The sequence below is a fragment of the Undibacterium sp. SXout7W genome, from assembly GCF_049339385.1.
In the GTDB taxonomy this organism is placed as follows: domain Bacteria; phylum Pseudomonadota; class Gammaproteobacteria; order Burkholderiales; family Burkholderiaceae_D; genus Undibacterium.
In genome coordinates, this window is the sequence record NZ_JBMPPF010000027.1 from 21514 (window position 1) to 34336 (window position 12823).

Below are 12823 nucleotides of genomic sequence, written 5' to 3' on the forward strand. Positions count from 1 at the left end.
AAGCAAATCAATTGTTATTATTTTTCTCGCCAGAGATATGAGGCAAGACTTGCGCAAAACCGCCCCAGCGGCGTGATGGCTCGTTCAGTACCAGTCTCTTACAAGCCTGCACTGCCTTCGTAGTCCAAGCTTATTAGAACAATATTGCATCAGTCTGATGAGATTAAAGCGCATTGTAGTGGCGAGTTGTTAAGAAGTTCTTAAGGAATCTGGTGCAAACTACTAGTATTGTCCATTTTGCCAAATTGCCATGACCTTACATCACCTCCCTTTGCGCTCCTCTGCTGTTCCAGCCATCACGCGTGCCAAGGCGTTGATATGCCTGCTGGCGCTGGCGTCCACGCCGTTGATGGCTGCTGATGCCCGTCAGATTCATCTGAATGCAGAACAATTGCGCCGCTCCGGTATACAAACGGCACCAGTCAGTGTGGCGGATGGCAAATCTGCAGTGCCATCGGCATCTGTCGGTGTACCAAATCAAACCACCAACCAGGCTGCAAGCGGGCAATTCATGTCAGGGACGGTGATTGTTCCGGTCAATGCATTGAGTCTGGTCAGCAGTCATGTCAGTGGCGTGGTACAGCAGGTACATGTGTATCCCTTGCAGACGGTACAGGCGGCGACACCAGTTGCCAGTATCTTCAGCCAGCAATTGATGGAAATGCAGCGTGATTATCTGCAACTCGCGACACAGGCAAGACTCAGTAAAGACAAGGCTCAGCGCGACGAGGCCTTGTTCAAGGAAGGCATCATCGCACAAGCACGTTTGCAGGAAAGCCAGGGGCAAGCTATCCAGACAGAGATCGCGGCGAAAGAACGCTATCAATCCCTGCGCGCTGGCGGATTGGCGGATGCGCAGATAAAGCAACTGCTCAGCAATCATGCACTCGTACCTACCTTCACGGTTGCTGCCGGTGGCAGCGGAACGATTGTTGAACTGGAAATTCATCCGGGGCAAAGAGTGGAGGCAGGTATGCCGCTGGCTAAAATCAGCAAGGATGTTCCTTTATGGGTAGAAGTGCAGGCAACGCGTCAGCAGGCAGACAAGATACGTACTGGCGATCTGCTGTATGTAAAAGGCTGCGCTCCGCTCAGAGTCATGGCGATTTCCCCACAACTGACGGGCGGCAATCAAGCTACGTTAATTCGCGCTCAACAAGAAAAGCGTGATGCCTGTCTGAAGCCGAATCAGTTTGTCGAAGTCAGCCACAGTATTGGCAGCAATGCTGCAGGCAGTATCGGTATTCCTGCAACGGCGCTGGTGCAGCAAGGGGCAGATACTTTCGTCTTTCTGAAAAATACCCAGGGCTTTGAAGCTGTCAAAGTTCAGCAGGTCAGCGGTAGTGCCGATAAGGTCTGGGTGACTGAAGCCTCAGGCAAGCTTAAAGCAGGTGCGGAAGTTGCGGTCAAAGGTATTGTCGCCATCAAAGGGGCATGGATAGGTCTGGGGGCGGATGAGGCACCCGCCACCGCACCGGCAGTACCGGTAACATCCGCAGCTTCAGCCGCAGCCCATCCTGCGAATACAGTCAAAGCACAAAGTGGGAGCAAATAATGCTGGCGCGTCTGATTGCATTCTCACTGGCGCAGCGTCTGCTGGTGATTGTCATCACGTTGTTGATGATTGCGGCGGGTATTCAAGCATTTCAATCACTGCCGATTGATGCGTTTCCTGACGTGTCCAGCACACAGGTCAAGCTGATCATGAAAGCTCCGGGGATGACGCCGGAAGAGGTAGAGGCCAGAATTGTTGCACCGATTGAACAGGAATTACTAGGGATTCCCAAGCAATCGATTTTACGTTCGCAATCCAAGTATGCGATTGCCGATATCACGCTGGATTTTCAGGAAGGAACAGATGTTTTCTGGGCTCGCCAGCAAGTCAGTGAGCGACTCGCGAACGTACTGAAAGATCTGCCGACCTCCGTCAGCGGTGGGCTGGCGCCGATCACCACACCGCTCGGTGAGATTTTCATGTTCACCATCGAAGGCCCGCTATCGTTGATGGACAAGCGCAGTCTCCTGGAATGGACGATACGGCCGCAACTGCGCAATATCGCAGGTGTGGCAGATGTGAATTCATTGGGTGGTATGGTCAAGAGTTTTGAAGTGGTGCCAGATATTAACGCGCTGTCTGCACGCAAGTTATCGATAGCGCAGTTGCAGGCCGCACTGGAAGCGAATAATCGCAACGATGGTGCCGGACGTTTGTCCGCTGGCGAGGAATCTTTGTTGATCCGTAGTGATGGCAGTATCCGTACGCTGGATGATGTCAGGGCGATCGCCATACAGAACAAGGACGGTATTGCTGTCAGGATCGGTGATGTAGCGCAGGTAAGGATTGGCGCCTTGACTCGCTATGGTACCGTGACCAAAGATGGTAAAGGCGAAGCAGTCGAGGCACTGGTGCTGGCAATGCGCGGTGCCAATGCGCAAATGGTCGTGAACCAGATACGGGAGCGTCTGGCAGAGATACAAAAATCCTTACCTGCCGGGACCACAATCAACACTTTTTATGATCGTGGCAATCTGGTCGAGCGTGCCGTCTCTACTGTTACCAAAGCGCTGGCAGAAGCGACGATACTGGTTGTTATTTTGTTGTATCTGTTTTTGGGCAATGTACGTTCTGCATTAGTCGTAGCATGTATCTTGCCATTGTCTGCGCTGGGCACATTTTTACTGATGCAGGCATATGGATTGACAGCCAATCTGATGTCGCTGGGAGGCTTGGCGATTGCTATCGGTATGCTGGTAGATGCCGCTGTGGTGGTCGTGGAAAATATTGAAGCCCATAGCGGCGCGACGGATCGTCCCGTACTCTCGCGGTTGCATGTGATCTATCGTGCCGTCAGAGAAGTAGCCGTGCCGGTGACAGCAGGGATGCTGGTGATTATGATCGTCTTTTTACCCTTGCTGTCCTTGCAGGGCTTGGAAGGGAAATTATTCTCACCTGTCGCCATGACCATCATTTTTGCGCTGGCGGCATCCCTGATTCTGTCGCTGACCATCATTCCGGTGTTGTCATCCTTTTTGTTGAAAGACAACCATGGGCCAGCACCTAAATTGGTACAGGTACTGGAAGCGGCGTATCTGCGTTTGCTGACAGCAGCTCTGGCAAATAGTAAAAAAGTGATTATCGCATCGCTGGTTGCTTTGCTGGTGACGGCGGCGTTGTTTCCTTTGATTGGCAAGTCGTTCATGCCAACGCTGGATGAGGGCGACATCATTATGCAAATCGAGAAATTGCCATCTGTGAATCTGGAAGAATCCGGCAAACTTGATATGGCGGTGCAGCGACGTATTCTGGAAAAAATTCCAGATGTGCGCAGTATCGTGGCGCGCGCAGGTTCGGATGAGCTCGGGCTTGATCCTATGGGTTTGAACGAGACGGATACTTTTTTGGTACTGAAACCCAAAGCCGAATGGAAAAGTAAAAACAAGGATGCGCTGATTGATTCGTTGCGCGAGGTGACGAAAGAGTTTTCCGGATTGAGTTTCAGTTTTACTCAACCGATAGAAATGCGCACCTCAGAAATGTTATCCGGCGTCCGTGGTGATCTGGCAATCAAGGTGTATGGCCCGAATAATCAGGTACTGGGCAGTCTGGCGGATCAGGTTGTCAAACTGGTGGAAGCGATTCCAGGCAGTCAGGATGTAATGACGGTCAAGAACGAAGGTGTGCAGTATCTGCAGGTAGATATTAATCGCGAAGCAGCAGGCCGTCTGGGGATGAGTGTTGAGCAAGTGCAGAATGATTTGCGTACGCTGATCGAAGGACGTCCGACAGGAATTGTGATTGAAGACGGTAAACGTTTGCCCTTGTTTATGCGTGGCGATGATCAACTGAAGATGTCTGCGGAATTATTCCGCCAGCTACGCTTGCCAGTCACTGACGGCGCCTCTATTCCTTTGAGCCAGATTGCAGTTCTGCGCACAGTGGATGGGCCGGTCAAAGTAGAGCGCGAGAATTCATCGCGTGTCGTAGTGGTCAGAGCGAACGTCAGGGATCGCGATCTGGTCGGCTTTGTGGATGAGGCAAAAGCAAAAGTCGCGCAGCAGATTAAATTGCCTGTGGGTTACCGGATGTCCTGGGGCGGACAGTTTGAAAATCAGCAGCGTGCCGCCAGCCGTCTTGCGGTAGTCGTGCCGGTCGCACTGGCACTGATTTTCCTGCTGCTATTTACTACTTTGCATAGTGTGCGTCAGGCCTTGCTGGTATTTGTGAATATTCCATTTGCCTTGCTGGGCGGCGTGATCGCGTTGGCATTAACGGGAGAATATTTGTCGGTTCCTGCTTCTGTCGGATTCATCGCATTGATGGGGATTGCGGTATTGAATGGCCTGGTGATGATCACGTATTTTAATCAATTGGTTGCGCGTGGTATTCGTATGGCAGAAGTCGTGTCGGATGGCGCATTACGGCGTTTCCGTCCGGTGATGATGACTGCCAGTATTACCGGCTTTGGTTTGATCCCCTTGCTGCTGGCCAGTGGACCAGGCTCTGAAATTCAGCGCCCGCTGGCGATCGTTGTGATCGGCGGACTCGTCAGCGCGACCTTGTTAACACTGATTCTGTTGCCAATTCTGTTCCAACGGTTTGGTGCTCCGGCGGCAGCTTCCAGTACCGATAACGATACTCAATGAGAATGTAAATAATGATAAATGCTATGCAAATATCGCCTCAGTATGATGCCATGCTCACGCTGGCTATTCCTGTCAGCCTGGAAGAAGATGTGCTCGACTTTTTATTGCTGCATCCCGCACTGGCGCGTGGGTTTTCGATTGCGAATGCCGAAGGTCTGGGGCAGGGTGCTTCCCTGATGACAACCATGGAAAAAGTACAGGGACGAAGCCGACGCAAGCTGGTGTTCGTGGTGGGTACTCAGGCTGAATTATCACAACTTATCACCTTGTTAGCAGCGGAAATTCGTAATAGTGATGTCGCCTACTGGGTAACACCTGTCATGACATTTGGGAGGCTGGTATGAAACAAACGCCATTTTCATGTCTGATGACAGTGCTTGCCATGAGCCTTTCCAGCGCTATGCTGACACCCGTCGCCATGGCGGCTGGTAGTACTATTCATGCAGAGGTGATCAGTGCTCTGCCTGCGGAGGCGGTAGTCAGACAGACGCTGGCAGAGTTGCCGCCATTGCGTTCGGCAGCGATGAATATTGATCTCGCCAAATCAGGAAAGAGTCGGCTTGAAGCCAGTAACTATGAATGGAATGTGAAGCTGGCGAATAACCGTCGTACGGATCAGTTGGGTGGGCGTTTTGCAGAACAAGAATTTGCGCTGGAAAAGCAAGTCCGCTGGTTTGGTAAATATGAAAAAGATGTAGCGATTGGGGACAAAGGCGTTGTCTTGTCCGAAGCAATGTATGCGGATCAATGGCACGAGGCCGGACGTACTTTATTGAAAGACTGGTTTGATACTTTGCGTGAAATGGCTGGGCGTCGTAGTCTGGAACGCCAGCAACAGCTTGCTTCTGGTCTCAGTGATATTGCCAAAAAACGCGTTAAAGCAGGTGAGGCAGCGCAACTGGACGCCTTGCTTGCGGATACCGAATACCAACGTGTTACAGCATTATTGCAGCAGGCGCAGTTACGCGAAGAGCAACTGCGTCAGATGCTCAGGGTGACATATCCAAAATTGCCTGAGCCGGATCTGCAACGACTTGGCGTTCCACAGCCAGCGAGTCACTCTGTTGAAGAATGGATTGATAAAATCATGGATGATAACCATGAGTTGGAACTAGCGGAAACCGAAGCCGCATTATTTGCCTTGCAGGCGCGTCGTGCTGCCAGCGATAAGATGCCAGATCCGACGATTGGTATACGCGCCGGTCGCGAACGGGATGGCCAGGAAAAAATTGTCGGCATCAGTATTTCAATTCCCTTGCCCGGCGGTGGTCGTCAGGCAGAAAGCAGTAGTGCTTATCTGCGCCAAAAAATGGCTGAAGAGCGCTTGGGGCAAGTTCGCATGAAAGTTCGTTTGGCAGCACAGCGCGCAGTGACAGACAATATCCGTACCTATCAGATCTGGAGCACGACGCAGCAAATTCAGCAGCAAAGTAACCGACAGGCGAGCACCATGATGTCAGCCTATCAGCTCGGCGAAGCAACACTCACCGACGCGTTAAATACTCGTCGTATGGCACTGGAAGCAGAGTTATCAGCAGAGTCCGCACAGATCGACAGCCTGGCAGCACAGGCACGCTTGCAACTGGATGCGCATTTAATGTGGGCACTTGATTAGTTTGGTACGATCGCGATCAATATGACGAACGTGATGCGTTGATAGCAGGTTTAATTTTTGAACAGGATAATTGATGTTTATACCTATGTCTGCTGGTTGCATCAGATGGTTGACGGTGGCTGTTTGTAGTCTTGGTGTGATTTTCCCAGTTGCTGCGGCAGATCATACCAAGTCAGCATCTTTGCCAGCATCCTCCTCTGTCGCCAAAAAAGAATGTACTGATCAGCCAGTGTCGGAATGGCTATCTGAAGAAGAGTTCAAGCTGTTGATCAGGCATCGTGGCTACAAAAATTTTAAATTTAAAATTGTCTATAACTCATGCTACGAAATTTACGGCATGGATGCGCAGGATCAACTGATCGAAGCCTATTTTAATCCTGTGAATGCAAAACTTAATCGGCTCAACACGATCAAGTAATCAATCAAGTAACAATGCCGATTTGAATTTGCATGAAATGCCAGATATCAACAATACAGCTGGTATCTGGACTTATTTGCACTACAATGAAATTGCTTGATGCCAGTATGCCCGGTGGACACACAAGGCAGGGTGAGTACTACATCGCTGTATTATTTTGTGTCCATATCCAGAAGAGTGTTATGTAATCGCACGCTTTGGTCATCACTAGTATTCGCAGTACATGCAATAACAAACCACAATGCACAGAAAGCAGTTTGATCATGCCAAGCTCAGTCGATACCTTGTCCGCGGTCACACCTGTCGGTTTATCTTCCACCTCTTCATTGTCTGCTTTGTCTGTTGTTCGGCCGGTATCTGCAACAGTCATTGATGCTTTATCAGCAACGGGTGTAGTGGTTGTGGACAATCGTTCCAGTATGGTGGATGTGTCTGCGGTAGGGCAGGCACTGACGGCCATGCTTGCTTATCTCACAAAAAAGATATCACAATCGTCGTCCAGTACGAGTGCATCAGATACCCCGACTACTTTTGCCAGTGTGACGACCACAGCGCAGTTATTTGTGACGGCTTTCAATACGTTCCTGGCGAGTGCGACAGATACGACACAGAATCCACTCACCTCCACATCTGATAGCCGTTTACTGCAACTCATGAATGAGCAAACACTCGCTGGCACCAACAATTCTTTGTTGACCAGTTTGTCGCAACTCGGGATCACTTTGCAAGACGCGACTCTGGCAGATAGCAGCGTTCAGTTTACTCTTGATCTGAACGCACTACAGACTGCGTATCAAAGCAATTCGGTTTCCACATCCTCATTACTGACACAAGCGCTGCAAGCATTGGCGCAAGCCGAGACTCAACTGATCAATGTGCAATCAACAGAGATGAGTCAGCTGGGTTCGTCTGGCTATATTGATCCCGCCACCACCCCAGATGCACAGGCGAATACAGAGGTCAGTGCGCGCACGGATACGATTATGAGTGCCTTATCGATACACTCAAATGCCAGCTCAGATATCAACACCAACACAGTAGCCGGTAGCGATATCAATATGACTCAACAAGTATTGCAACAGACGCTGACTGACGAGGTTTTGCAGGGCATGATCGATACCAGCAGGACGACAATTTCTGCTGCTGATACACGACCAACAACAGCGGATTTTTTGACTGGCAGCTCGATTACGGCCACCGATAAGGCACAGCCGCAGATACTTAATTTAAGCTCTGATCGGACTGTGTATGATGTTCCTGGTGTGCAAGTAGAATACTCAGCCGGGCTCTTACCATCGTCTGATGTCACGTCTGGGTTTGCGTCAAATGATGTGAGCGTGACAGGAGGTGCTAATCCTATGGCAGCAATAGCCGTGAAGCAAACTTTGTCACCAGCGATTTCTTCTTTGACCTCATCAATAACTTCTCCCGTCGCTGCAAAAAATATAGAAGGCATGACAGAGGCTGAGATTTACAATGCTTCGCAAACTCAAAAAAATATGAATGCATTTACTGCATCTGATACTGTTATTGGGAATAGGACTGATACGGTTGGCGCGACTGACACAACTGACATTGTGCAGACCAACTTGGGATTGGCGCTGGAGGCTGCTGCCTCCACAGCCAATACTATATTGAGTGCCCCCTCGGTATTGGTCACCAGCCCGGGACACGCATCTGACCAGATTGCTTCAACTATCCTGAGTCAGAATTCCGATCATAGCCTTGCTACGAATGCAAATGCGAATGCGAATGCAAATGCGAATGCCGATGCCTTCATCGCTTCAATGAGTAAGGGCAATGCCAATACTTCTGCGTTGATCGTTTCTGCAGCAACCTCCAGTAGTTCAAACGTGGACAATACCGCCGGTGACACAAATCCGGTGCCTGCATTAAATGTACTGAATTATACAAACAGCCAAACCATCAACCCGTCGATTTCTGCCGCCGTTGCTGCCTACAAAGTTGGTGATGCCGTTACTCACCTTACTGCTGATCGCTTATTGAATCACCGCACAGAAATAGTTCCTGACATCGGTATTATTCCCCATATTGATCCGGTGGCATTGAATCTACATGAGCAGTCCGCTCAACAAGGGAAAAAAACTGTTGTCAGCCAATTGTCAAAAGCATCTCAGGATACAGCGGATACAGCGCTACCTGCTGCTGTCGATAATATCGATGTGAGCGTCTGAACCAGCTGTTACCTTCAATGATGGCGTGCGATGATTTTTGTGAGGCATTATTTATTTTGTCCCGCTCTATAGCTGCGCGAGATACCTGAATGCCACAGATATTCAAAGTCCTGCTGAAGAGAAAATCATCGAGTCGTGTCTTTGTTTAATGGCTCTTATTATTTTTTTGAAAAAATATTTCATCATCGATATTTCAATGATCAATTTGCGGTCATCTTGATAAGTATGATTTCATCAATGATGCAGATAAATGAGCGGATTTGAGGCTGATATATCGCAGCCTTCCTGAGAATTATCTTTGTTGGAGTTTTACTTATCATCCCGGGAATGCCCCGCATCCATGATGCTCTCGTCACTTTGCTTTTTTTCTTCGCTAGCACGAAGCGTTGAATTTTTCTTTGAAGCAAGATACGTAAATTTGTCGTCAGATATTGTTAGCAATTCACGGCACCGAGGTTTTCTGAGGCGCAAAACAAAAACGCCAACCTGTGAAGGTTAGCGTATATGTTTGGTGGCCCGGGGCGGAATCGAACCACCGACACAAGGATTTTCAAGCTTCCAGATATTGCAAATGAATCAGTAACTTAACAAGATTTAATTCTACAAATTGTTTTATGTATAAGCCCCGTATCCCTTTACCAGTAAGGTGCATTTCCGTTTTGTAGAATGGTTTTCTGTATTTAAAAGCACTCTATTTGTCCCTATTGGGTACATGCGGTAAGATGCTGAGACTTACCGAAAATAAGGTGTAATATGGAAACCGTTAAATTATCCAGTAAAGGGCAAATCGTTATCCCAAAAGCAATGCGGGATGATATGCATTTGCCTCCAGGTACAGAGTTCGTCATCAGCGTGACCGCAACAGGATTGAACTTAACTCCGAAGACCTTATTTCCAAAAACATCTGGTAGAGAGGTGCGGGGGTTCTTGGCAAAGCGGGGGCGTACCTTACTGGATGATGCGGATATCAAAGCCAGAATTAAAGCGCGGTTGAAGGCTCAAGACGATGCAAGTAAGGAGTAGTGCTCAATGATAGCAATTGACACTAATATCCTTGCGCGCTACTTACTCAACGATTCACCTGTACAAGCTGACATTGCAGAAAAGCTTTTGCATGGCTCTGAGCCATGTACCGCACCGATAACCGTCTTTCTCGAGCTGGTCTGGGTGCTGGAGTCCTGCGATTGTGACCGTTTGGAAATTGCTAAATCGATTCGTCTGTTGTGTGGGATGGATAATTTCAAGCCGCAAAATTTGGATGCTTTGGCCTATGCGCTGCATTGGTACGAGGGCGGGATGGATTTTGGGGATGCATTACACTTGGCTATGAGTGCAAAAGAGTCTGGATTTAAGACCTTTGATAAAGCATTTGTGAAGTATGCAAAAAACGTGAATGCATATCCCGACGTTAGTGCACCCTGAATACGCGATTAGGGCGCTAATAATTAACTTCCGCAACCAAATCTAGCTTTGAAAATAAAGAAGTATAGCGATCTTAATTAATTTATTTGAACGTAACGGTAGCCTTTGCCTTGCATGCACAGGTTTAATAAGTGTCTCTGATCTTGCGCGGGCGTCTTATTAAGTTTAATTTGATAATTGCATTCAGATGTCGCATTAGTCTTTTCGTATTGATTAGCACCTTGCTTAACATAGTCGTATCTTGGAGGGGAGGCGCAAGCAGCTAGGAGTATGGAAGAGATCAATAACGTAGAAAAATTTTTAAACAAGAGATACTCCAAAAGTTGTGTGTCGTTGAGTTTATTGCGGCGCGTTACATTATGACTAGGTAGCTATCAATTATCAAGTTGACTACATTTCTTTTCTATTGCAAGCCGTTTGTAGAGGGCTAAAAATCCGAAGCAAGGCGATTTGAGTCTGCTCGACGCTTATAGCGTCGATTCTCCGAGGGCATAGCCCGTAGAGGGAACCGAATGGGCAGATTGCGCCAAAGGACGCAACCTTGCTGCCTCATGGTGCGCCTAAAGCGCATCCACGGACAGACTCCTGCATGCCGTGTCCCAATATCCTCAATGGTTGTCGAATACCCCTTAATCTATTATTCTGTCTTAATTAAGGAGGCTGCTATGGCAAGAAAAGACAAATACCCAACACCACCAACTGAAGATGTTCATTCGCCTGAGCGTAGTGAGCAGTTGGCGCGTATTGTTAATGATGCTCTGAATCGTTTCTCTGGCAGTGCCGACGAATTAGAAAAAGCCGTGGGTATGATGATGCTCGGTGATTACTTAGGCTGGAAAGCTCTGCTGATCATTCACAATAAGAGGACGCTTCGGAAGTACGAAGAGATTTTAGGTATTAATGTAAGAGAGTTTTTCCCAGAGGAAGGGCTGATCGCAAAGCGCCTACTGGGATACGACATTGCGCTGAAATTAGGTAGCTTCTGGAAGGTTGTTAGCGGCGATGTATCGGTAGAAAATCGACGTGATATGACTAACCCAGAAGGCGAACTTAAAAATTAAAAATTCTATTTGTAAAACCTACAAAAAATCTACAAAGGGGTATTTAATCTCCTTGACAGGGTAATTGAATACCCTCTATATTAAGGGTTATGGATACCCTTAAATTTTCCTTCGTCAAAAATGCAGGTGAAGCAGCGGCTGCTGCGGGCGGGTTCGCCACGCGGGCGCCCGCAGATGCCGCGGACTGCCCCCCGTCTGGTAATACGGGGGGAAAGTTTCATACAGAGAGCGATCCGAATACAGGTGAAAGTTTTATTATCTGTACGAACGGCAATGGAAAACCAATTGTTTATTTCATCCCACAACCAGTAGATGGCGTAGTTTCCTACGCTGCAATCACTGATTATTTCAACTGCACTTTCCGCTTCGATTCTGCAGACTCACTACCGGAACTATTTCAAAATCTATTCATCATCTTTGGAGCTAAGTTTGCTCCAGCGATTAACCGTGAGCGTGGCTTACACGGTTATAAAAATTCATTCCGGCTTGGTGAAAGTAGTGCTTTGTTTGCGTACGGCGGTCAATCTGGAACAGCATTCCTCTCTTTGCCAGGTGAGGCATGTTCGCTGGTTGCTGATTGGAACCTTGTAACTCAATATTTACGTGATACATGGCAGGCATCAATTACACGTTGGGACGGTGCGGTTGATGATTTCTGCGGCTTGCATACTGTAGATATGGCTGTAAGCCTTTATCAGTCGGGGGCATTTAATGCTGGTGGTAATAAGCCTTCCTGCAATCAAAACGGTAATTGGATAGAGCCTGATGGAAAAGGGCGGACGTTCTATGTCGGAAAACGTAAGAACGGGAAAATGCTGCGTGTTTATGAAAAAGGGATGCAGCTTGGCGGGCTATGGCATCCATGGGTACGCTGGGAAGTAGAACTGCACAACACTGACCGTATCATTCCATGGGAAGTTCTTACCGAGTCAGGACAGTATTTTGTCGGCTCATATCCCAAAGCCCTCAGTTGGGTACAAACACCAATGGCGAGAATTAAAACAATTAAGCGCCAGTCACAAATTGGCTATGAGCATCTTATCGAATGTGCTGCGACTGGATATGGAAAGCTAATCAACGTCATGCTTGAAGTAGAAGGTTCGGCTGAATCGGTCATCAAAATTTTGCAACGAACGGGTGCGCCTCGGCGCTTACAACATCCAATGGTTGATAAGCAAAGTAATTTTTTAGAGGCAAGAAACGATAAAGATGATTAACGATTTTAGAAATTTAAAAGATGGTTTTTGAATCGGGGGAAAGATGTTTTTAACTAGAACTCATTTCATAAATATCTTCGAAGTAGAATCATAGAGAAAGCCAGATGAACAAAGCCTGTATATTGATCAGCGCAACGGTCCCAACGAGTGAGAACACGTTTGAATTTGTTGAGCCAGGCAAACAATCGTTCGACTTTCCAGCGACGCTTATATCGACGCAGAGCGCGGCCATCCTGAGTGACTGCACGTTT

10 protein-coding genes and 1 pseudogene are annotated in these 12823 nt (G+C 48.1%); 10 read left to right on the top strand and 1 reads right to left on the bottom strand.

Annotated elements, in window-relative coordinates; all coding sequences use genetic code 11:
• Window positions 1-250: 250 nt before the first annotated feature.
• From ACO0LB_RS19445 to ACO0LB_RS19490, 10 genes are all read left to right on the top strand, one after another.
• Window positions 251-1555, top strand: a complete 1305-nt coding sequence (locus ACO0LB_RS19445) for an efflux RND transporter periplasmic adaptor subunit (protein WP_423052150.1) — start codon at window positions 251-253, stop codon at window positions 1553-1555.
• The gene (locus tag ACO0LB_RS19450; RefSeq protein ID WP_423052152.1) at window positions 1555-4644 is read left to right on the top strand and encodes an efflux RND transporter permease subunit; all 3090 of its coding nucleotides are present in this window, start codon (window positions 1555-1557) and stop codon (window positions 4642-4644) included. The genes ACO0LB_RS19445 and ACO0LB_RS19450 overlap by 1 nt, the downstream gene beginning before the upstream one ends.
• Before the next feature lie 23 nt (window positions 4645-4667).
• Complete coding sequence (locus ACO0LB_RS19455) at window positions 4668-4988, top strand: DUF3240 family protein (protein WP_423052154.1); 321 nt, start codon at window positions 4668-4670, stop codon at window positions 4986-4988.
• On the top strand, window positions 4985-6259 hold the full coding sequence (locus ACO0LB_RS19460) for a TolC family protein (protein ID WP_423052156.1): 1275 nt from the start codon (window positions 4985-4987) through the stop codon (window positions 6257-6259). Before ACO0LB_RS19455 ends, ACO0LB_RS19460 begins: the two co-directional genes overlap by 4 nt.
• Window positions 6260-6332: 73 nt before the next feature.
• The gene (locus ACO0LB_RS19465; protein WP_423052158.1) at window positions 6333-6677 is read left to right on the top strand and encodes a PepSY domain-containing protein; all 345 of its coding nucleotides are present in this window, start codon (window positions 6333-6335) and stop codon (window positions 6675-6677) included.
• 263 nt (window positions 6678-6940) lie between these two features.
• Window positions 6941-8872: a hypothetical protein gene (locus tag ACO0LB_RS19470; RefSeq protein ID WP_423052160.1), complete on the top strand. Its 1932-nt coding sequence runs from the start codon at window positions 6941-6943 to the stop codon at window positions 8870-8872.
• A 753-nt stretch (window positions 8873-9625) separates the two neighbouring features.
• On the top strand, window positions 9626-9895 hold the full coding sequence (locus ACO0LB_RS19475; protein WP_423052162.1) for an AbrB/MazE/SpoVT family DNA-binding domain-containing protein: 270 nt from the start codon (window positions 9626-9628) through the stop codon (window positions 9893-9895).
• A 6-nt stretch (window positions 9896-9901) separates the two neighbouring features.
• Window positions 9902-10294 (top strand): type II toxin-antitoxin system VapC family toxin, encoded by a 393-nt coding sequence (locus ACO0LB_RS19480; protein ID WP_423052164.1) that lies wholly within the window; start codon window positions 9902-9904, stop codon window positions 10292-10294.
• Window positions 10295-10959: 665 nt separating this feature from the next.
• The gene (locus tag ACO0LB_RS19485) at window positions 10960-11355 is read left to right on the top strand and encodes a hypothetical protein (RefSeq protein WP_423052166.1); all 396 of its coding nucleotides are present in this window, start codon (window positions 10960-10962) and stop codon (window positions 11353-11355) included.
• A gap of 89 nt (window positions 11356-11444) precedes the next feature.
• The gene (locus ACO0LB_RS19490) at window positions 11445-12572 is read left to right on the top strand and encodes a replication initiation factor domain-containing protein (RefSeq protein WP_423052168.1); all 1128 of its coding nucleotides are present in this window, start codon (window positions 11445-11447) and stop codon (window positions 12570-12572) included.
• Between the two features lie 65 nt (window positions 12573-12637).
• On the opposite strand, the pseudogene ACO0LB_RS19495 reads toward ACO0LB_RS19490, so the two are convergent.
• Window positions 12638-12823, bottom strand: a pseudogene (locus ACO0LB_RS19495) (IS5/IS1182 family transposase); the annotation flags it as partial.